Origin of the sequence: Anaerophaga thermohalophila DSM 12881 (assembly GCF_000191885.1) — a bacterium.
GTDB lineage: Bacteria > Bacteroidota > Bacteroidia > Bacteroidales > Marinilabiliaceae > Anaerophaga > Anaerophaga thermohalophila.
Genome location: NZ_AEWI01000046.1, coordinates 1 through 22,807 on the forward strand (window position 1 = coordinate 1; position 22,807 = coordinate 22,807).

15 protein-coding genes are annotated in these 22,807 nt (G+C 42.9%); 10 read left to right on the forward strand and 5 right to left on the reverse strand.

Annotated elements, in window-relative coordinates; all coding sequences use genetic code 11:
* Positions 1 to 195: 195 nt before the first annotated feature.
* From ATH1_RS0112780 to ATH1_RS0112800, 5 genes are all read left to right on the forward strand, one after another.
* Positions 196 to 1,536 carry a PhoH family protein gene (locus ATH1_RS0112780; RefSeq protein WP_010422483.1) on the forward strand — a complete coding sequence of 447 codons (1,341 nt, stop codon included), beginning with the start codon at positions 196 to 198 and terminating at the stop codon, positions 1,534 to 1,536.
* A 310-nt stretch (positions 1,537 to 1,846) separates the two neighbouring features.
* Positions 1,847 to 3,208, forward strand: coding sequence for a tRNA (N(6)-L-threonylcarbamoyladenosine(37)-C(2))-methylthiotransferase MtaB (mtaB, locus tag ATH1_RS0112785; protein ID WP_010422485.1), 1,362 nt, complete (start codon positions 1,847 to 1,849; stop codon positions 3,206 to 3,208).
* Positions 3,209 to 3,277: 69 nt separating this feature from the next.
* Positions 3,278 to 4,072 (forward strand): inositol monophosphatase family protein, encoded by a 795-nt coding sequence (locus ATH1_RS0112790; RefSeq protein ID WP_010422490.1) that lies wholly within the window; start codon positions 3,278 to 3,280, stop codon positions 4,070 to 4,072.
* A 354-nt stretch (positions 4,073 to 4,426) separates the two neighbouring features.
* On the forward strand, positions 4,427 to 5,308 hold the full coding sequence (locus ATH1_RS0112795; protein WP_010422492.1) for a lysophospholipid acyltransferase family protein: 882 nt from the start codon (positions 4,427 to 4,429) through the stop codon (positions 5,306 to 5,308).
* A 419-nt stretch (positions 5,309 to 5,727) separates the two neighbouring features.
* Positions 5,728 to 6,774 (forward strand): glycosyltransferase family 2 protein, encoded by a 1,047-nt coding sequence (locus ATH1_RS0112800; protein WP_010422494.1) that lies wholly within the window; start codon positions 5,728 to 5,730, stop codon positions 6,772 to 6,774.
* 155 nt (positions 6,775 to 6,929) lie between these two features.
* On the opposite strand, the gene ATH1_RS0112810 is transcribed toward ATH1_RS0112800, so the two are convergent.
* Together ATH1_RS0112810 and ATH1_RS0112815 are read right to left on the reverse strand one after the other, a co-directional pair.
* The gene (locus ATH1_RS0112810) at positions 6,930 to 8,228 is read right to left on the reverse strand and encodes a UDP-N-acetylmuramoyl-tripeptide--D-alanyl-D-alanine ligase (protein ID WP_010422496.1); all 1,299 of its coding nucleotides are present in this window, start codon (positions 8,226 to 8,228) and stop codon (positions 6,930 to 6,932) included.
* Positions 8,229 to 8,549: 321 nt separating this feature from the next.
* Positions 8,550 to 10,043: an SUMF1/EgtB/PvdO family nonheme iron enzyme gene (locus ATH1_RS0112815; protein ID WP_010422498.1), complete on the reverse strand. Its 1,494-nt coding sequence runs from the start codon at positions 10,041 to 10,043 to the stop codon at positions 8,550 to 8,552.
* Positions 10,044 to 11,439: 1,396 nt separating this feature from the next.
* Between ATH1_RS0112815 and ATH1_RS22880 the strand changes: the two genes are divergently transcribed.
* The 5 genes from ATH1_RS22880 (at position 11,440) to ATH1_RS0112835 (ending at position 17,946) form a co-directional block, all read left to right on the forward strand.
* On the forward strand, positions 11,440 to 12,291 hold the full coding sequence (locus tag ATH1_RS22880) for a hypothetical protein (RefSeq protein ID WP_245531792.1): 852 nt from the start codon (positions 11,440 to 11,442) through the stop codon (positions 12,289 to 12,291).
* Positions 12,210 to 15,236 carry a type IX secretion system sortase PorU gene (gene porU / locus ATH1_RS19495; protein ID WP_245531793.1) on the forward strand — a complete coding sequence of 1,009 codons (3,027 nt, stop codon included), beginning with the start codon at positions 12,210 to 12,212 and terminating at the stop codon, positions 15,234 to 15,236. The genes ATH1_RS22880 and porU overlap by 82 nt, the downstream gene beginning before the upstream one ends.
* Before the next feature lie 170 nt (positions 15,237 to 15,406).
* Positions 15,407 to 16,585, forward strand: a complete 1,179-nt coding sequence (gene porV / locus ATH1_RS0112825; protein ID WP_010422501.1) for a type IX secretion system outer membrane channel protein PorV — start codon at positions 15,407 to 15,409, stop codon at positions 16,583 to 16,585.
* A gap of 453 nt (positions 16,586 to 17,038) precedes the next feature.
* Positions 17,039 to 17,521 carry a 2-C-methyl-D-erythritol 2,4-cyclodiphosphate synthase gene (gene ispF / locus ATH1_RS0112830; RefSeq protein WP_010422503.1) on the forward strand — a complete coding sequence of 161 codons (483 nt, stop codon included), beginning with the start codon at positions 17,039 to 17,041 and terminating at the stop codon, positions 17,519 to 17,521.
* A gap of 92 nt (positions 17,522 to 17,613) precedes the next feature.
* Positions 17,614 to 17,946 carry a thioredoxin family protein gene (locus ATH1_RS0112835; protein ID WP_010422504.1) on the forward strand — a complete coding sequence of 111 codons (333 nt, stop codon included), beginning with the start codon at positions 17,614 to 17,616 and terminating at the stop codon, positions 17,944 to 17,946.
* On the opposite strand, the gene ATH1_RS0112840 is transcribed toward ATH1_RS0112835, so the two are convergent.
* From ATH1_RS0112840 to alaS, 3 genes are all read right to left on the reverse strand, one after another.
* Positions 17,943 to 19,172, reverse strand: coding sequence for a urocanate hydratase (locus ATH1_RS0112840; RefSeq protein WP_010422505.1), 1,230 nt, complete (start codon positions 19,170 to 19,172; stop codon positions 17,943 to 17,945). The genes ATH1_RS0112835 and ATH1_RS0112840 overlap by 4 nt on opposite strands.
* 445 nt (positions 19,173 to 19,617) lie before the next feature.
* Positions 19,618 to 19,995, reverse strand: coding sequence for a putative signal transducing protein (locus ATH1_RS0112845; RefSeq protein WP_010422506.1), 378 nt, complete (start codon positions 19,993 to 19,995; stop codon positions 19,618 to 19,620).
* 136 nt (positions 19,996 to 20,131) lie between these two features.
* Positions 20,132 to 22,774 carry an alanine--tRNA ligase gene (alaS, locus tag ATH1_RS0112850; RefSeq protein WP_010422507.1) on the reverse strand — a complete coding sequence of 881 codons (2,643 nt, stop codon included), beginning with the start codon at positions 22,772 to 22,774 and terminating at the stop codon, positions 20,132 to 20,134.
* Between the last annotated feature and the right edge of the window lie 33 nt (positions 22,775 to 22,807).

The following is a 22,807-nucleotide window of genomic DNA, read 5'->3' on the forward strand; positions in this document are numbered from 1 at the left end:
TTAGAATGTTATAAGTTTTATCACATTAGCTAACAATCTAACAATCTAATGACCTAATAATCTAATGACCTAATGACCTAATGACCTATTAAGGCAAAACGTTGCCATGCTCGTTTCATCAGTATAAAATTAGGGCTGCTGACTTATTCAACAGGCTCTGTTTAGAAAAACAACAAATCTTTAAAACCTTTTGCAATGACAGCCAAAAAGAAAAAATCAGGAAAGATATTCGTTCTGGATACCAATGTTTTGTTACATGATCATAAATGTCTGTATAACTTCGAAGAAAACGACATTATTATTCCGATTGTGGTACTTGAGGAGCTTGATAAATTTAAGAAAGGAAATGATCAGATCAATTTCCAGGCACGCGAATTTGTACGTGAACTGGACCGGCTTTCGGGCGAACAACTCTTCACCGATGGTATTTCACTGGGTAAAGGTCATGGAAGATTGTTTATAGAAACCGGGAAACCACTTCCCCCCGAAATGCAGGATTCATTCTCGGAAAATACACCTGACCACCGGATACTGGCCATCACTTTGTATGTAAAAGAAAAGAACCCGGAACGGCAGACTATTCTTATCACCAAAGACATCAATCTGAGGATGAAGGCCAAATCGCTTGGTCTGAAGTCGGAGGACTACGAATCGGACAAAGTTAAAAATATAGAGATTCTCCACCATGGAGTGGAAACGTTCGACGGTTTCGACAAAGCCATCATTGAAGCGCTTTACAAAGATGGTCAGGTAGCGCGTTCGGAATTCCCAATGACTGATGAGCAGTTGCCTGCCAACCAGTACATGATTCTGAAAAATGACAACCAAAGCGTGTTGGCCTGGTTCGACCCCAACACACAATCTGTCAGAAGAGTAGAAAAACATTCCGCCTTTGGCATTGAACCCCGAAATGCTGAGCAAACCTTTTCTCTGCATGCGCTCATGAATCCCGATGTTACACTGGTGTCACTAACAGGAAAAGCCGGTACCGGAAAAACATTACTTGCCCTGGCTGCTGCACTTCAGCAACATAAACAATATAACCAGATACTGCTGGCCCGCCCAATCATGCCGCTCGCCAATCGCGACCTTGGCTTTTTGCCGGGCGATATCAATGAAAAAATAGGTCCTTACATGCAGCCGCTTTTCGACAATCTGGGAGTCATAAAAAACCGGTTCCCCCAGCAAAGCAAGGAGCTAAACATCATTGAAGAAATGCAAAAACGCGACGAGCTTGTCATTACGCCCCTGGCCTATATCCGCGGTCGTAGTCTTTCCGATGTTTTCTTTATTATTGACGAAGCCCAGAACCTGACTCCTCACGAGGTAAAAACCATCATTACCCGCGCCGGAGAAGGAACTAAAATGGTATTTACAGGCGATATTCACCAGATTGACTCCCCTTATCTCGACATGCAAAGCAACGGGCTGGCTTATCTCACCGACAAAATGAAGGGACAGAATATTTTTGCCCATGTCAACCTGATAAAAGGTGAGAGGAGCTTCCTGGCTGAACTGGCATCGGACCTGCTTTAGGGTAGAAAAGACTATCACAACCGTTCGTAAAAAAAGCGGATGAAGGTCTCAAGGGTACCGTCACTTTAAAATCATTGCCTATCTTTGCAGATTGGTTTGTATAAAATTTATGAGCCGGTTTAAAAACGATCGACTAAGAACGAATAATCCAGGAGTGCGGTCTAAAAAGCATATCTTTTTCAAAATCAAGGCGTTTTAAATTTTTGTGCCGAAGATAACTTGTTGTTAATGAGGATGCAAAAATTTAAAACAACAACGAGTTTGGCAACAAAGATGCTTTTTAGACCGGATTTACCTAACAATCTGTTTTATGATAGATCACACACAATTTCAGCAGCGAACGGTGGCGTTTTATACCCTTGGATGTAAGCTCAATTTCAGCGAAACATCAACGATAGCACGTCATTTGGAGGAAGAAGGATTTACGCGGGTAGATTTCAGGGAAGGAGCAGATGTCTATGTCATCAACACCTGCTCGGTAACCGAAACAGCCGAAAAAAAGTGTCGTTATACCATACACAGAGCTCTACGTACAAATCCATCGGCATTTATCGTTGTAACAGGTTGCTTTGCCCAGCTTCACCCCGAAAAAATTGCCCGGATTGAAGGCGTCGACCTGGTGCTGGGAAGCAACGAAAAGCTCGATATGTCATTTTACCGTGGAACGCTTGAAAAACGCAAAAATGCTGAAATTCATGCCGGCAATATTGCCAAAGACAAAAGCTTCATGCCATCGTGGTCGTCGGGTGACCGAACCAGAACTTTCCTGAAAGTACAGGACGGATGCGATTATTTTTGCTCCTATTGCACCATTCCCCTGGCGAGGGGACGATCGCGAAATGCCTCGATCGAAGCAACCGTTGAACAGGCAAAACAAGCCGGGAAAGCCGGTGCCAAAGAAATTATTCTTACCGGCGTAAACATTGGTGATTTTGGAAAACCCACCGGTGAAACATTTGCCGGCCTGATAAAAGCCCTCGAAAAAGTCGACGAGGTGGAACGGTTCCGTATATCGTCCATAGAGCCAAATCTGCTGACGGAAGAAATAATACAGTTCGTGGCAGGCTCATCCAAATTTATGCCTCACTTTCATATCCCGTTACAGTCGGGAAGCGATCCTATTCTTAAATTAATGAGAAGGAAATATGACACCTCCCTCTTCAGAGAGCGAATTGAAACCATCAATACCTATCTCCCCGATGCCTTTATCGGTGTCGATGTAATTACCGGTGTGCGGGGCGAGACGGTTGAAGAGTTCGAAAAAACACGTCATTTCCTCAATCGGCTGAACATTTCGCAATTGCATGTTTTCACCTATTCCGAAAGACCCAACACGCAAGCCCTGAAAATTGAACATTCCGTACCGCATCAGGAAAGAAAACGAAGAAGTGTCATTTTGCATGAACTGTCGGAATACAAGCTGCGGAAATTCTATAAGCGTTTCGAGGGAACAAAGGCAAAGGTTTTATTTGAAGAACGTTCATCAGACAGACTGATGCACGGGTATAGTGAAAACTATTTGCGTGTCGAATGCCCGTTTAATCCTGAACTGGTAAACAGCATTGTTGATGTGGAACTCAAAAACATATCACCCCTTTCGGGGAATATGACCATACAACTACCGGGCTCGCTCGTTCAAAGTCAGGTATTCCATGCAAACGCTTTTCGATAAACTTTCTCATAACCGTTTCATCATGTTTCAAAAATTTGAAACTTTGAACCAAATAAAAAACAGCAAAAAATGACAGATTACAAGGAAATTTGTGAAAGAACTGTAGATATAGCAAGGGAAACAGGCCTGTTTGTCAAAAATTACCGAATGCAAAACAAGCCGGATGTTGAATCTAAAGGACGAAACGACTTCGTGACCCAAATTGATAAAGCCTCGGAAAAGAAACTGGTCGAAGCATTGGGACGGCTCCTGCCCGAAGCCGGTTTTATTGCGGAAGAAAACACATCTGATAAACAAGGTGAAACCTACAACTGGATCATTGATCCCATTGATGGTACCACCAATTTCATCCACGGGGTGTTTCCCTATGCCATTAGTATCGCATTGCAGGAAAAGGACAGAATTGTTGCCGGTGTGATCTATGAACCGGTAATGGACGAATGTTTCTACTCATGGACAGGCGGGCCGGCTCTTCTTAACGGCAAGGAAATACACGTATCGGAAACATCAAAAGTAGCCGACAGCCTGATTGCTACCGGATTCCCCTACTCCAACTACAGTCTGATCAACAACTTCATGGATACGCTCGACTTTTTCATGAAAAACAGCCATGGTCTCCGTCGTATGGGTTCTGCAGCTGTCGATTTGGCTTATGTGGCATGTGGCCGCTTCGATGCTTTTTATGAATACAATCTGAAACCATGGGATGTGGCTGCAGGGGCTTTTCTGGTCCAACAGGCAGGCGGAAGGGTAAGTGATTTCAAAGGTGGCGACAACTACCTTTTCGGTAAAGAGATTGTTTGCGCCAACAGTAAAATGTTTGAAGAAATGCAGAAGGTGATTGAACAGATAATGACGAAATAATAAATGAGTGTGGCATAAAAAGCATATTTTTGTCAAAATCGAGGCGTTTTGAATTTTGGTACTGGAGTTAACTTATTGTTAATGAGGATATAAAAATTAAACCAACAATAAGTTTGACAACAAAGATGCTTTTTAGACCGGGCTCATAAATCTTATGAGGTTGTCCGCAAAGACTAATCTTTACTCCGCAGGCTTTGTATCTGCTCCGTGAATCTCTCCCGAAAAATCGGAAAAAGTTGTGAAACAAAAAATTTATACAGATCGACACAAAGAATGAACAAAGAGTATCACAATCTGTCCCGACCTTCTTCGGAAGAGTTTTTAGATAGCCTCTTAAATCTAAGAATGTATTGAATGAACAAACTACTCTATTACATTTGGTATCCGCTGATATGGCTCATTTCGTTGCTGCCACTCTCTTTTTTGTACAGGATTTCCGATCTGCTTTATTACCCGGTCTCTCTGGCCGGTTATCGTAAAAAAGTTATCCTCGACAACCTGCGACGTGCCTTCCCTCAGCAATCAGATGAATGGCGAAAAAATATTCTCAAAAAATTTTACCGTCACTTTTGCGACCTCTTTATCGAAACCCTAAAGCTGCAACATATTTCTGACAAAGAAATATATAAGCGCATCACTTTTTCAAATACAAAATTTCTTGACGAAGCAGCAGAAGAAGGCAAAGATGTCATTGCAGTACTTGGTCATTACGGAAACTGGGAATGGGTTCCTGCCATCAATTTACACATCAGGGCTCAGGGCTACAGCGTTTACAGACCCTTGAAAAACAAAGCTTTTGACAAATACATGATAATGTTGCGTTCGCGCTTCGGCTCGAAAAACGTACCCATGAAAAAAACCCTGAGACTGGTAGCCGGGTTAAAAAAACAGAACAAACGTTTCGTACTGGGCCTTATAGCCGACCAAAGTCCGGCCAGAACCGAAATTCAATATTGGACCAATTTCCTCACCCAACCAACTCCCATTCTGCTTGGACCCGAAAAAATGTCAAAAATGGTCAAAGGAGCGGTGGTCTTTTTCAAAGTTTCAAAACCCAAAAGAGGACATTATCACATCGACGTGGTTCCATGGAATGGAGACATTGAAAATGCCAAGGAATTTGAAATTACCGAATGGCATGTACGCCTGCTGGAAAAGTGCATAACGGAAAGACCTGAACTATGGCTGTGGTCGCACAGACGGTGGAAGTATCAGTATCAGTATAAAAGTAGTTAGTGATCATCTATAAAGTCGGGGAAAGTTGTATCAAATCGGGTGTCTGTTCAGAAAGTGCCGGTTGCAAGGCTTGCGAGGCCGCCAAAAACGGAGTTTACTTTTCATTCGTATAAAATTGGTCGAAGTTATTGGTCGAATGGAACTCGCATGATTGAGTTTATACATGTTCTTTTGTGACAAACTTTGTCATGCTCGTTTCGTAAATGAGTTTTTTGGCGGCAAGCGTAACAAAGCAAATGGTACTTTAGGGACAAACACCAGTTAAAGGGCTTTATGTTAGGTTTGTCAAACGCAAGGAAGCTAAAAGACAGAAATTTAAAAGGCAGAATGCAGAAGTACAGGGCATGGAGCAGAAAGCATGGGCCAAACAATGATATCTTCGCGGTTTAATGGAGAGACAGACACAAAATAGAAACACAATGCCGGATTCAAAAGTTGCTGTTATTATCCTAAACTGGAATACCAGGGATATGCTCGAACGATTCCTGCCCGGGGTCATAGAAAAAAGCGCTTACCCCGGCGTGAAGGTCGTCGTGGCCGACAATGGTTCCACCGACGGTTCTCCCGGGCTAATCGAAGAGAGGTTCCCCGAAGTTAAGCTCATCAGACTTAACCGAAATTATGGTTTTGCCGGAGGCTACAACCGTGTGTTAAAGCAAACTGAAAGCCCCTTTTCGGTATTGCTCAACTCCGATGTTATTCCCGGGGATAACTGGCTGGAGCCGCTCATTAAATGCATGGAAGAAAACCCTGATACTGCCGCTTGTGTCCCTAAAATAAAAGACATGAATAAGCCGGAATGGTTTGAGTATGCAGGTGCAGCAGGTGGTTTCATCGATAAGTGGGGATATACCTTTTGCAGGGGAAGAATATTCAATGTTCTGGAGCATGACAACGGACAGTACGATCAGTCGGGAGAAATATTCTGGGGCAGCGGTGCCGCACTGATGGTCCGAACCGCACTTTTTAATCAGTCGGGTGGTCTCGATGAAGAATTCTTTGCCCACATGGAAGAGATTGACTGGTGCTGGCGTATGAAAAACAAGGGACTTAAAATCAGATATTGTGCGGAAAGCGAAGTTTACCACCTTGGCGGAGGAACTTTAAATGCCATGTCGACACATAAAACTTACCTCAATTTCAGGAACAATTTATTCATGCTTCACCGGAATATCTCCCCCGAAAATTTCAAAAAAGTAATGACGATACGTTTACTCCTTGACGGAGTTGCGGCCATAAAATTCCTTTTTTCGGGGGAGTTTGGGAATTTTCGGGCGGTAATCAAAGCCAGTCGCGACTATTTCAAAAAGGCCGGAAGTTTGACACGGGAAAGACAGTATTTACAGAAAAATGTCAAATGCTACAATCATCCGGAAATTTATCACAGAAGCGTAGTATTTGACTTCTTTCTCCGGAAGAAGCGCAGTTTTTCAGACCTGCATTTTCGGCTGCCGGAAAACCCCTGAAGCAAACATGAGTGCGGTATAAAAAGCATATTTTTGTCAAAATCAAGGCGTTTTAAATTTTTCTACCGAAGTTAACTTGTTGTTAATGTGGATGCAAAAATTTAAAACAACAACGAGTTTGGCAACAAAGATGCTTTTTAGACCGTACTCAAACATTAAAGCACTTCAACAACATCCTCGAGACTGTTGGCTCTGCTTCCTTTAATCAGAATCAATGCACCGGAAATTTCAGCTTTCCGTAAGGCGTCTTTCAATGATGCCGTATTATCGTACCAAACAAAACGATCCCCGGCAGGTACAACATCTTTGAATTCCGGTCCGGTCAGAAAGCAAATGGTAAAATCGAGCTCAGATATTTCAGCAATCAGATTTCTGTGTTCGGCCAGGCTATCATTTCCCAGTTCCTTCATTCCACCTATTATGAGCACTTTCCGGTGATGGTTCATAGCCCTGAAATTATCGAGTGCTGCCTTCATGCTCATCGGATTCGCATTATAGGCATCCAATAAGATTTGATTGCGTTTGGTATGAAATAACTGCGACCGGTTATTTTTCGGTTCATAACGCTCAAGAGCTTCCTTAACCAGTTCTTCTTCCACGCCAAAATAATGAGCAACCGATGCAGCTGCCAGCACATTGTCTTTATTGTAGAGGCCTGTCAACCGGGTAGTTATAGTCATCCTGCTCACCCGCGATGTAGTAAGTTCAAACGAAAGCATAGGGTCTGCCGACACATTCTCAGCTTTTACAACGGCATCCTTGCCGGATCCATAACCAATCCACGGGTAATGACCCGCCATTTTCAAAAGATCAGGGTTATCAACATTAATAAATATCTCACCTCCGTTCTTTTTCAAGAAGTCATAGAGTTCTCCCTTCGCCTTTTTAACACCTTCGAAGGAACCAAACCCCTCGAGATGAGCTTTCCCTACATTGGTGATCAGACCATGATCGGGAAGGGCTATTTCACATAAGCCGGCTATTTCGCCCACATGATTCGCACCCATTTCTATTACGGCAATACGGGTAGCAGGCGGCATGGATAATAAAGTAAGGGGGACACCTATATGATTGTTCAAATTGCCCTGCGTATACCACACGTTATACTTTTTTGCCAGAACTGCAGCGATAAGCTCCTTTGTCGTGGTTTTGCCGTTGCTGCCCGTTATACCAATTACCGGAATATTCATCTTTCGACGGTGAAGCCGGGCCAGCTCCTGCAAAGCTTTCAGAACATCGGGAACCCAAAAACAATCCTTCTCGCCTTTAAGATTCTTATCATCCACCACTGCCAGCCGACAGCCGGCATTCAGGGCATCCTTTGCAAAGGAATTTCCATCGAAACGCTTGCCCTTCAATGCAAAAAAAAGGCTTCCGGGGATGATGTTCCTGGTATCGGTAGATACTTTCCCACTTTCAAGAAAAAATTCGTACAAACGGGCAATATTGTTCATGGCTTATACAGTTCTTCTATTCAGTGTCTATCCATAAAATACCATTTGCTGCGTTACGCTTGCCGCCAAAATACTCATTTACGAAAAGTAAACTCCGTTTTTGACGGCTTCGCAAGCCTTGCAACTGGGGCTTTCTGAACAGACACACATATTGTGAGAACTTTTACGAGTTTATAAACAAGCACTATTTTCAGTGTCCGTCCATAAAGGGCAATTTAATTCGTTATGGCAGGGCACTATCTAACTAAAAAAGGCCGGGAAATGATTACCCCCGGCCTCAGAAATATCTATTACGGTTTATCAAATGAGTGCACCCTTTAATTATTTTTTACCATTTTTAGAAGGTGCTCCAACACGTGTCATTGCACAACGGAAACCAATATCATCCCTGGCTTCGCGCTCATCAAGAAAGCGTCGTGTGCTTGGGCTCAACCAATAAGCACGGTCTCTCCATGACCCCCCTTTGTAAACCCTTGCACGATCGGATATAGTACTACTAAGAGTGCCGGTACTACCTTCATACATGTCGTCGGTTGTTAACTCGCTGGCCGACCAGTTTCCTCCGGTAGATATATTGGATTGGGCATCACCATCTTTGTAATTACGATTATCAGCTGTCCGGTAATTATTCCGATCCTGTATATCCTCGGCGGTTTCTTCCCTGTACCGGATATTACCCTGTTCGTCGGGTTCTACCACATATCCTTCTTCATCAAGCACTTTTTGCCTGAAAATATTACCACGATATGGACTGAATTCATGGACATCCTGGTGTGACTGAGGTCTGTAAACATCGGCCACCCACTCATTCACATTACCGGCCATACAATAAAGGCCAAAATCATTGGGATAATAGGAATCCACGGGAACTGTTATATCGCCCGCATCGTTCAGATCACCGGCCATACCCATGTAATCTCCTCCATCACGAACAAAGTTGGCCATAAAGCGTCCTCTTTCCTTTTTCGAGGGATTTCGAAGAACATGTCCGTCCCATGGATAAATGCGTCGGTCTGTGAGTCTTTCTTCATAAGAATTCCCTACAAGACCGAAAGCGGCATATTCCCATTCGGCCTCAGTTGGAAGACGATAACGGGGAAGCAGAATACCATCGCTGGCACGCACCCTTCGGGTATCGCTTTCCGGATTAAGGTCCTGAAGTGGTTTATCACCCGGAAGGCCTTCATATTTTCCCAAAAGATAGGCTTCAGTATCAAAATTGTTTTGCCCCGACTGCTGCAAATCCAGCTCAAGAATTCCTCTTTCCACAAGAATCATTTCGTTCACACGATCCGTACGCCATGCAGCATAATCGTTGGCCTGCAACCAGTTAACGCCCACAACGGGATATTCGCTGTAAGCCGGATGACGGAAATAATTTTCAACCATGGGCTCGTTGTAGGCAAGAGGCCGGCGCCATACCAGGGTATCGGGAAGGGCATCCCTGTAAACCTGTGGCATATCGATGAATACACGGTTGATCCAGTAAAGATATTCACGATAATCAACATTCCGAACCTCCGTTTCATCCATATAAAACGAACGAATGGTAACCCTGCGGGGACTGTTGTTCCAATGTTTCATTACATCTTCTTCCACATTCCCCATAATAAAGGTACCTCCTTCTATAAATACAAGACCAGGCCCTGTTTCCTGCTCAAAGCCGGCCTGATACTCAAATCCACCGGTTTCCGGGTCATTGTATGTCCAACCGGTTGTTGATGATGCACTCTTCTTAGCGCCACCACCACATGATGCTAAAACCATCAATCCCAACATTAATGTGGGAATAAAAAGTCTGGATTTCAATCTCATAACTTATCTTCTTGTAATTCTTTTAATTACTACATAATGTCTTTCAAAGATAAAAAACCTGCACCTTTCGCAAGAATTATCTTCATAAAACTGATTAGGTTCATACTAAAATTGACTATCAATCAGCCAAAACAGGTAAATGATTTATTACCTGATGTTAATTTTATTATTGAACCCGATCTAAAAAGCCTGTACCGATTCATCGGGGAACTCACATGAAAGCATTTATTCATGAGCCCGGTTAAGTCGGGAGTAGTGATAAACCTTCCCATGCTCGTTTCAATCTTACATCTTATATCTAAAAATCTAACGATTTATTAAGGCCATCTTTGCCATTCGCATTTCATGTATAACGAAATCCACACGAATTCATTGTTTTTATACTGCAAAAATAAAAAAAGGTTATACCGCAAGGCCAACTTTAGTTATTTTTTTTATTGGCCGATTGCATTGTATATTCGTTAGTATATAGCAACTCGTCCCGACTTATCCGGTCTCATCTTATCATACTTTAATTGATGTCAGATGATTAAAGGTTAGATCCTTCGCTCCGTTCAGAATAAAAGACTGCCTAATGTCATTCTGAGGAGGTAACGACGAAGAATCTGTTCCCTGTTTTTGTTTCTTTATTGATTACAACGCTATAATGTATACATATTCTTGTTGTGGCAATCTTTTGCCATGCCTGTTTCATCCGTATAAAATTTATTTTTAAGGTCGGATGGAACTCGCATGCAAGAACTTATACATGTTCTTTTGTGACAATTTTTGTCATACTCGTTTTATTCGGCAAAACAAAATTTGATACAACTTTTTCCGACTTTATAGACGGGCACTCATTAGCAACGGGTTAACAGCGACACAAAAATTTAAAACGCCTTGATTTTGAAAAGGATATGCTTTTTATACTGCACTCAATGATAAAAATAAAATAATCACAACCTTTAAATTAATTTTGCGTTTTAACGTTATATAGTAAAACCTGTTTCCCCGGTCGTTGAGGAGGGTTTTGTTGATAATGAAACGAGCATGACCATAATAGATTGTTAGATTATTAGATTATTAGATTGTTAGATTGTTAGCTAATGTAATAAAACTTATAACATTTCAACAACTAACACTTTAACAATATTAACAATCCTAACAATCGCAGCAATCGCAGCAATATTAACAACTTTAACAATTCTAACAGCCGTAACAATTTATTAAATGTAAGATGAAACGAGTATGGCAAGGTTTGTCACAAAAGTTGATGTATTATAATCAAACATGCGAGTTCCATTCGACCAATAACTTAGACTAATTTTATACGGATAAAAACCTTTTGATTATTTTTGGCAGCCTGAAATGACCAAAAAGTCTCATGGTCTTCATTTTGAAGCATCATTTACAAACTATGACAAATAATTCAGTATTCATAATACTTATTTCCTTCTTATTGTGGGGTTTCATTGCCCCGGCAAGTGCTGAATATGACAACTCCGCTCATATTGTCAAAACTATTGAATGGAAGGAATCCGTTAGTTACCCGGAACTCCCTTTCAACGGGAAAGGATACTATGAAGATTTTACCGGCTTACCGGTATTTGTTAGTCTGATTCCTTTGCCTTCAGGGATGGATTATCATCACGCAGATATTGAAGCCAAAGGTGAAAAATGGTCTCCCCTGCAAGACGACAAGCTATTAACTGATATTTCAGAAAGCGATATTCCTGAAATATTCAGACACCGCATTGTCTTTATCAGAAAGACACCATACATTGAATTAGAGATCATCCCTTTCAGGATAAGTGAAAAAGAGGGATACAAATGGGACAAACTAACGGAATTTTCTGTGAAAATATCCGCCCCGAAAAAAAAATCCGAGCTGAAATCAGCCGCTTTAAAATACGTCCAGGCATCGAAGCTCGCATCCGGTAAGTGGGTGAAAATCGGAACGACGCAACAGGGGATTCACAGAATCTCCTATTCAACCCTTCAAAACCATGGTTTTAGTGAGCCGCAAAAAGTTCAGGTTTATGGTAACGGAGGAATAATGGTGCCCATGAACAACAGTGAAAGCAGGCCGGACGATTTACCGGTGATCCCCTGCTGGCACAAAGACAACAGCCTGTTTTTTTTACTAGCTCAGGTCCCTGGCAATGGAGATGGAATGAGCAAAAAGAGATGTTTGAGTACAAAAGACATGCCCATTCATCAATGGCGTACTTCTTCCTGTCTACCGAAGATTCACCAGAATCGCCTGTAATTCAGCAAAAGCCGGAAGGAGAAGCTATCTACTCCACCTCCACCTATGATCATGTTCTTTTCCATGAAGAAGAAAACGAAAACCTTCTGAAATCAGGAAATCAATGGTTGGGAGAAAAATTCAATTCCCTCTTAACGCTTCAAAGAACTTTCTCTTTTGAAATCCCCGCAGTTGTTCCCAACACTCAGGCTCATCTGTACACAAGAGTAGCAGCCAGATCAAATTCAACACAGGCTTTTTACATTAACATCAATGATAACACCTCTAAATCAATTCCGGTAGCCACTGTATCATTATCAAGTTTTGATTATACTTACTTTGCCAGAACCGCCGAAGATAAAATCACATTCCCTGCCACAGGTTCCACTATCGATATTTCATATCAATATTCCAACGCTTCCTCATCTGCTATAGGGTGGCTTGATTATCTGATATTGCAGGCAAGAAGCAGGTTAACATTAGAAAACGGACCGATAGTATTTCGTGACCACCTCTCGGCCGAACCGGGAAGAGTCTCATCCTTTCAGATATCGGATGTACCTTCGGGAACTGTCGTGTGGGATGTGACCAATCCCCTTGAAGTCAGACAAATGGACACAAACATTGCAGAAAGTACTTTAAGTTTTAAGGACAGCACTGCTATTGTGAAAGAATACGTGGCTTTTGCACCATCGATGAGCTTCCCAGAACCGGAATTTATCGGGGAAATCCCAAATCAAAATCTGCATGCAACGCCTCCTGCCGATATGATAATTGTCGCTCCTGAAGAATTCATTGGTCAGGCCAACCGGCTGGCCGATATTCATACCTCTTATTCCGGACTGTCAGTGGTTGTCGCAGAAAGGGATAAGATATACAATGAATTTTCATGGGGACATCCCGACCCCGGTGCCTTCAGGAGTTTTGTAAAAATGCTGTACGACAGAGTAGGAGCGAATAGCGAAAATGCACCAAAACTGCTGCTTCTTTTTGGAGACGGCAGCTACGATAACCGCGATTTAGATAAAAATCCCAAAGCTCCGCTTCCAACTTATCAGTCCGACATATCTTTCCATATAACCAATTCGTTCGTGACCGATGATTTTTTCGGGTTTCTGGATGATGAGGAAGGTGACAGACTTCAAAACGACCGTCTGGACATCGGTATCGGACGATTCCCTGTCTCAACACCGGAAGAAGCCGTTAACGCCGTTGATAAAACAGAACTCTATCTCAAAAATCAGGAAAACGGCCGATGGAAAACAAGACTGACATTTATCGGAGACGATGGGGACGGTAATATACACATGCGTGATGCCGACAGGCTTACCCAAAAAATTGCCGTCAGTAATCCCCAATTTGAGATCGATAAAATCTATTTCGACGCTTATGAAGTAACCACAGGTGCTGTAGGCCGTGAATTTCCCGAAGCCAAAGCAGATGTTCAGAAAGCCGTTTCCGAAGGAACTTTAATATTTAATTACTCCGGGCATGGCAGCGAAAACAACCTTGCTCACGAACGCATCGTGACAAAAAATGACATCAACAGCTGGACCAATAAGCGAAAGTTACCACTGTTCATTACCGCCACATGTGAATTCAGCCGGTTTGATAATCATAACCACACATCAGCCGGAGAAGAAGTTTTTCTGAGCACAAACGGAGGCGGAATAGCGCTTTTATCCACCACCAGAATTGTTTACTCCAGCCTCAATTTTACGCTTAATAACGCATTTTACAACCACGCTTTCGAATATGACGAGAACGGTAACCCGCTTCGGCTGGGAGAAATGATGCGTCGTACCAAACTTGAATCGGGTTCGAATACCAATAAACTGAATTTTACATTATTGGGAGACCCTGCCCTGCAACTGCTATTTCCCCGCAACCGGATAAACACACTTGAACTAAACGGCATCGGGGTGGAAAATAATACGGATACCATAAATGCCATGTCACGGAATACGCTTAAAGCACAGGTAATTGATCCCGATGGCAACACCATTCGGGATTTTAACGGTACTGCATATATTACGGTGTACGATAAAGCGGTTGACCTCCGGACTTTAGGTAATGACGGCAGTGTACCCTTTACATACAGTGAGTTTGCCAACATCCTGTTCAGCGGCAGAGCCACGGTGGAAAATGGGGAATTTGAAATTTCTTTTGTCGTTCCGCAGGACATCCGTTACAATTTCGACAATGGCAGAATCAGTTATTATGCATTGTCAGACGACGGCCGTGAAGCTTTCGGAGCCTTCAGCGATCTTGTTATAGGCGGAATCAGCGACGAAACACTTAACGACACCAAAGGCCCTGAAATTGAGATGTACCTGAATCATCCTGAATTCAGGAATGGAGGGGAAACCGGTCCCCGACCGATGCTTTATGCCCATTTGTTCGACGAATCGGGGATAAACACATCAGGCACAGGAATCGGACACAATATTACCCTTATTATAGACCAGGATACCTCAAACCCACGCATATTGAACGACGCATATACTGCCGAAATGGATGATTTTCAGAGCGGGACAATACAGTATCAATTACCGCAACTGGAAGAAGGCAAACACACGCTTACCCTGAAAGTATGGGATAATTACAATAATTCATCCACAAGTACGTTAGATTTCAAGATTGCGCAAAATCACGGGATTAACATACGGAACTTAAGACTCTTTCCCAATCCTGTCAAGCCGGGAGACGATGTATATGTTACTTTGACAACAGATATACCGAATATTCTGCTCGATGTAACCATACAGTTTATCAACTCCGCTGGTCAGGTAACAGGGACAGTAGAAGACGAACTGATCACATCCGGTAACTTTATAGGGCCATACAGATTACCACTCGGGCAATCGGGGTGGAACCATACCGGCATTTGTTTCGTAAGACTGATTTTAAAATCCCAGAGGGGTGATGAAACACAGGTAACAGGCAAGCTGTTGCCGGCCTTATAAAAATCAGATGGTCAGATTTTTTGATATTAGACTTTAGCTGTATCCTATAATGCCCGGAATCCTGATTCTAAACCGAAGAAACCAGAAACTATAAAAATTTATTTTAAACCTTTGGTAAAAGTTTTCACTGACTATTGTAATAAAAATTTTGAAACTATTAATTAACAATAATGAGAAATCAAATTCTGAAAAAAGTCATCTTTGCAGTTGCTTTGGTAAGCTTGGGAATGACAACACGAGCACAGGAAGTTATTGATCCCGGTAATATAAGTGGACGCCAAAATATCATAAGTACAGCTGTTCCCTTCCTGGATATTGCACCAGAGTCAAGAGGAGGCGGCATGGGGAATACAGGAGTGGCCACCTCTCCCGATGTAAACTCACAACACTGGAACCCTGCAAAATATGCCTTTATTAACAAGGAAATGGGAGTTGCCATTTCTTATACACCATGGCTGCGTAAACTGGTAAACGACATCAATCTCTATTATTTAGCCGCCTTCAAAAAGCTTGATAACATGCAGACCGTCAGTGCTTCTCTGAGATATTTTTCAATGGGAGAAGTTATTTTTACCCAGGAGAGCAATCCTGAAATGGGATATCCTGTTAAACCAAATGAATTTGCCATTGATGTCGCTTACAGTCGTATTCTCTCAGAACACTTCTCGGGAGCCGTTGCATTCAGGTATATCCGCTCCGATTTGCAACTCGGCCTTGGTGGATTTTCAGGGAGTGAAACGTACCAGGCGGGAAACTCTTTTGCAGCCGACCTTGCTTTTTATTATCAGAATGATATAGAATTGGGCGGAAGAGACAGTAAACTGTCAGCAGGTTTGAATATTTCCAATATTGGCAGTAAAATTTCCTATGACGATTACCACGAACAGTTCATCCCCACAAACCTAAGACTGGGTGCGGCTTTGAGTAGTGAGCTTGACGATTATAACAAGTTAACATTTACACTTGATTTGAATAAACTGCTCGTCCCCACTCCCGATACAACAGAAACAACAGAAACCCTGTTTCTGAGTGATGATCAATCGGTTATTTCAGGAATGTTTAAATCATTTTCCGATGCACCGGGCGGCTTGAAAGAAGAACTTCAGGAAATCAACATCAGCGTTGGCGCCGAATATCTTTACGCCAATCAGTTTGCCATTCGGGCCGGCTATTTTCATGAACACGAAAACAAAGGAAACCGTAAATTTTTCACCGCGGGTGTAGGCATCAAATTCAATATGCTGAACATCGATGCATCGTACATCATCCCGGTTGTTCAAAACAACCCGCTGGCCAACACGATAAGATTTACCCTGGGCGTCGACCTCGACCAGATGTTTAATAATTAATAATGAGTGCGGTATAAAAAGCATATTTTTGTCAAAATCAAGGCGTTTTAAATTTTTGTACCGGAGTTAACTCATTGTTAATGAGGATTCAAAAATTTAAAACAACATTGAGGTTGGCAACAAAGATGCTTTTTAGACCGGGCTCAATAATGAATAAACAACCAATATATAGCATCTGACAGGCAGCGTCAAACTTCTGCTCATGCTTTTTAAACTTCTGCCTGTCGGTTGCTTTTATCAATCTTTTTTTCCACTTCCAGGGTCAAAGACCGACCACTGGAAGGGGAATTTTCGCTCTATGCTCCCTTCTCCATGCCCACTAAAACCATCATGCCCTTCTCAGCCTTCTCACCTTTCTGCCTTCTGCCTTCTGCCTTCTGCCTTCTGCCTTCTGCCTTCTACCTGTCAAACTTCTGCCTCTTTTATATATCTTTGCAATCTAAAAACAGAGACATGTCATTACGTATCGGGATGGGCTACGATGTCCACCAACTTGCAGAGAACTATGAACTTTGGATTGGCGGAATAAAAATTCCTTCAGAGAAAGGTTCCGTAGGCCATTCGGATGGTGATGTTTTGATCCATGCCATTTGCGATGCCCTCTTCGGTGCTCTCAATTTAAGGGATATCGGGTTTCATTTCCCCGACACCGATCCGGAACTCAAAGGCATAGATAGTAAAATATTACTGAAAAAGACCATTCAAATAATCCGGGAAAAAGGATATGAACTGGGGAACCTGGACTCAACAGTATGTCTTCAGTATCCCAAACTGAATCCTCATATCCCGAAAATGCAGGAAACACTTGCCGAAGTTATGAGCGTCGATGTTTCCAGAATATCCATCAAAGCAACAACGACTGAAAAAATGGGTTTTGTAGGCGAAGGAAAAGGCATTTCAGCTTATGCGATGGTGCTGGTTGATAATGTTTTATAGAGACGCGCGGTCGCGCGCCTCTATAAAACATTATCAAAGGCCCATCCAACCATCCTGCCCTTTTACGCTTCTACCAATAATTTAAACAAAACATGAACATAATCCAGTCACCGCAACACTTCAACGAAGTCGTTCAAAAAGAATCCGCCGTCCTGATTTATTTCTCGCACGAACAATGCAATGTTTGCAAAGTGCTGAAGCCAAAAGTCAAACAAATGCTGGAAAAGAAATTTCCGCTTATGTCCATGTACTATTGCGACACCATGTTACAACCGGAAGTAGCTGCTCAAAACAGGATATTTGTAGTTCCAACGGTATTGGTCTTCTTCGACAGCAGGGAAACATACCGTTTCAGCAGGAATATCGGTCTGAACGAACTGGAACAGTCTATTTCCAGACCATATAGTATGATGTTTGAAGATTAAAACAAAGATTCAATTAAATCATCATCAGCCAGGTTGGGCATGGTAATTTTCAGGCGAGGCTCTTTGTGCATGGCGCGTTGAGCAGCAAATAAGGCACCCTTATTACGGGCCCAGCTGCGGCGCGATATGCCATTGTTCACATCCCAGAAAAGCATATTGGCTACCCGCCGGGATGCCTCTTCTGTTCCATCCAGTACCATACCAAAACCACCGTTAATGACTTCGCCCCATCCTACTCCGCCGCCATTATGCAAACTCACCCACGTGGCACCCCTGAAAGCATCACTGGAGACGGTTTCCTCAGATTTGACAGCCTTTAAGACTCTCTCTTTTAAAAAGTCAAGATCATCCATTACCTCATCTACCCATCCTTGTGAGTACCGGGTTTGAATGGCTTTGGGGTTTACCTCGGCCGTTACGCTCACACAACCGGCAATTCCGGCGGCTTTGGGCTGTGCGCCCGACATACCGCCAAGACCGGCAGTAACAAACAACCGGCCTTTAGACCCGCTTTTCTCCTGCAATCTCCGGAGGGCATTCATAATGGTTATGGTAGTCCCGTGAACAATACCCTGGGGGCCGATATACATAAAGGAGCCTGCTGTCATCTGCCCGTACTGGGATACACCCAGTGCATTAAAGCGTTCCCAGTGATCGGGGGAAGAATAATTGGGCACCACCATCCCGTTGGTAACTACCACCCTGGGAGCTTCAGTCGATGAAGGGAAAATCCCCAGAGGATGACCGGAGTATAAAACCAACGTCTGATCATCAGACATAGTGGCCAGATATTGCATGGTTAACAGGTACTGAGCCCAGTTTTGAAAGACTGCTCCGTTGCCGCCGTAGGTGATCAGCTCGTGTGGGTGCTGAGCCACAGCAGGATCAAGATTGTTGCTGATCATCAGCATAATGGCTGCGGCCTGTTGACTCCTGTGAGGATACTCATCTATCGGACGGGCTTTCATTTCGTAACGCGGGCGGAATCTGTACATATAAATCCGGCCGTAGCTATTGAGTTCATTCAGAAACTCAGGTGCCAAAACCTTGTGAAATTCTACCGGAAAATAACGCAAAGCATTTTTGACTGCGAGTTTCTTCTCTTCCTCTGAAAGAATGTCTTTACGCCGGGGCACATGATTGACATCAGGATCGAATGGTTGCGGTTCCGGAAGCTTGTCCGGTATCCCCTGAAGAATGGATTGTTGAAAAGAAAAAGCAAACAAAACAGAATATTAGATTTTTAGATATAAGATGATCCATATCATATTGATATACTGCATTTCAGTAAATGAATCCGGCATAAAAAGATTAAGGCATTATTCAATAGCCCGTTTAAAAAAGCCTAAAACGCAGAGACGCAATGACACAAAATTTTTATTATGAGTGAGTTTTGGTTTATACTATTAACTGTGTAAACGATTAATTATCAGACGAAAACGACGAGAAAGCCATCCTGTAAATTTATGGGTTTTGAATTCAATGAGTCCACTTCTAAAAACCTAATCTGTCATAGCCAGAACCAAACAAATCTTTCCAACATTGGCGAGAGTGTCACGCCCACATTGGCGAGAGTGTCACGCTAATGTTGACGAGAGTATCACGTCAGTACTGACGATAATTTCCCGCGATTTTAATGTCTCTGTTCTATATATTACAGCATCGACCGGATTATAACACCGCCAGTATATAAATCAGGACAAGAACCACAGCAATAAGAATGAGAAATGCAAAAAAACGAACGGCCAGATTAAGACTTCCGAGTAATGGAACCCGTCGGGATATCCTGTCGAAGGCATTAAGGCGGGACTCCTTAGTCGCAGGTTCCTGAAAAACGCCCATTTCATTCACTATTTTTGCGGCACGTTCGGCATCACTTTCCCTGACCTGAAGTTTAATACCCCCTATGGCATTATAAATATATGTTTGCGATGCAAGCTCATCTTTCACAAAGCATTCTATCCCTTCCGACTCGAGCTTGCTGCGTACCAGTCCCATTTCGGGAGCATAACTAAAAGTAGCAACGGTGACAAGTTTATCTTCTTTCATAATTTAATTTTTACCGGAAGGTAGATAAAATACGGGATATGATCAACCTGTACCACATGTCATTAAATTTAATAATGAGCGCGGCATAAAATGTTCCGGGTAACTTCATCGCAACAAAATTTATTCTTCAGGGAAGTTATCCTCTCCTGTTAAGTTCTTCTTCAATCAGGTGTCCTGCCTTTTCAACAGCGGATGAGAGCCCCTGCGCATTTTTCCCTCCGGCACTGGCAAAGAATGGCTGTCCGCCTCCTCCCCCGTTTATCTCACCGGAAATATCCCTTACCAAATCTACGGCATTTAATTTGCCGGCATCAACCAATTCATCCGAAATAATGATTACAAGCTGAGGTTTCCCCTTTACTTCTGCCCCCAAAACAGCAATCATATTTCCACTGATTTCATTCTTCAATTGAAAGGCCAGGTCTTTAAGATTGCTACCAAGCTCGGGTCTCACAATTTGGGTGATCACTTTGACACCATTCAAATCACGGGCACCATCAATGATCCCCTGTTTTTCAATCTTCAGGAAATTTTGCATCATGTTTTCCAGCTGCTTCGACAGACTGGAATTCTGATTGATCAGGTTTTCGATGTTTTTACGAAGCTGCCCTTTACTTTTTACCATTGCGGCAATCTCACCGATCAAATCGTTGTGTTCATAGGCCAGTTCTTCAGCTTTAATACCTGATACCGCTTCAATCCTGCGAATACCAGCTGAAACGGACGATTCGCCAATAATTCTGAAAAACCCTATTTCGCCGGTAGCATCCACATGGGTTCCACCGCAAAGTTCCACACACTCACCAAAGCCTATGGTACGAACCACATCGCCGTATTTCTCGCCAAACAGGGCAATAGCACCCATCTCCCGGGCCTTATCAATGGGAACTTCACGGTGCTCTTCCCTGTTTATATTTGCCCGAATATCAGCATTGACCAATTTTTCAATTTGACGGATATCTTCCGGAGAAACCTTTTGAAAATGAGAAAAATCAAATCTCAGATAATCGGGGTGTACCAATGAACCTTTCTGCTCAACATGATTACCCAGCACTTTTCTTAAAGCCTTGTGCAAGAGGTGGGTGGCAGTATGATTACGGGCTGTTGATCGCCGTCTGTCCATGTTCACAACCGCCCGAAAAGTATCTTCAATGGCGGAAGGAAGTTCATTGCTAATATGAACGATGAGATCGTTTTCCTTCTTTGTGTCAAGAATGGCAATTTTTTCATTACTGTTCTGAATAAATCCGGAATCACCAACCTGTCCGCCACTTTCGGCATAAAATGGCGTAATGTTAAACACAAGCTGATATTGATCTTTATTCTTTACTTTTACTTTTCGATAACGGGTAATATAAACTTCAGTTTCCTGAAAATCGTATCCCACGAACTCCTCCTCATTGTCGTCTTTCAGAACCACCCAATCGCCCGTCTCTACCGAAGCGGCATTGCGGGCACGGGCTTTCTGAGCTTCCATTTCCTTGTCAAACTCCTGACGATTGACAACAAGGCCCTTTTCTGAGAGAATCAGTTCGGTAAGGTCAAGTGGGAAACCGTAGGTATCATAAAGCTCAAAGGCGACTTTGCCGCTCACCACTTTGTAGTTATCACTTAAGGTACGCTCAATAATGTTATCGAGAAGTGTAATGCCTGTTTCGAGGGTTTTCAAAAAAGATTCTTCTTCCTCGTAAATGACCTTATCGATGAGTTCGTGTTGGGCTTTTAATTCGGGATAAGCATCTCCCATCACCTCAATTAATGCAGGAATAAGTCCGCTCATAAAAGGACGACGCACGTTCAGAAAAGTATATCCATACCTCACGGCGCGTCTCAAAATTCGCCGGATAACATAGCCGGCTTTGTTGTTCGAAGGCAACTGACCATCGGTAATTGAAAAGGCAATGGTACGCAAATGGTCGGCAATCACGCGCATGGCAATATCCGTCTCCTCCGAAGCCCCGTATTCGATACCGGTAAACGCGGCAATCTGCCGTATTATCGGTTGAAAAATATCGGTATCATAGTTTGAACTCTTCCCCTGAAGGACACGGCACAACCGTTCGAACCCCATGCCGGTATCCACATGTTTTTGAGGCAGAGCTACCAATTCACCGCTGGCCCGCCGGTTATACTGAATAAATACCAGGTTCCATATCTCAATGACTTCCGGATGGTCTTTATTGACCAGTTCATAACCCGGTTTGCTCTTTCTCTGATGAATGTCACGAAGGTCTATGTGAATTTCCGAACAGGGGCCACATGGTCCGGTATCTCCCATTTCCCAGAAATTATCCTTCTTGTTTCCGTCGATGATATGCTTTTCCGGCAAATATTTTTGCCAGGCCAGTGCTGCTTCTTCATCACGCTTTACATTATCATTTTCATCACCTTCAAAAACGGTTGCATACAGTCTGTTTTTATCAATTCCCAGTTCTTTGGTCAAAAATTCCCATGCCCAGTCAATGGCTTCTTCTTTAAAGTAATCGCCAAAAGACCAGTTTCCCAACATTTCAAACATGGTATGGTGGTATGTATCATGTCCCACCTCCTCTAAATCATTATGTTTACCCGAAACCCGCAAACATTTTTGCGCATTTGCAACCCTTGGATGCTCAGGTTTACGGTTCCCCAGAAAGATGTCCTTAAACTGGTTCATCCCGGCATTTGTAAACATAAGAGTCGGATCATTCTTCACAACCATAGGAGCAGATGCTACAATTATGTGCTGCTTGGATCTGAAAAAATCAAAAAATCTCCTTCGTACCTCCGTTGCTCTCATAAACTGTCAATTAATAAAATATTCGGAAATAAT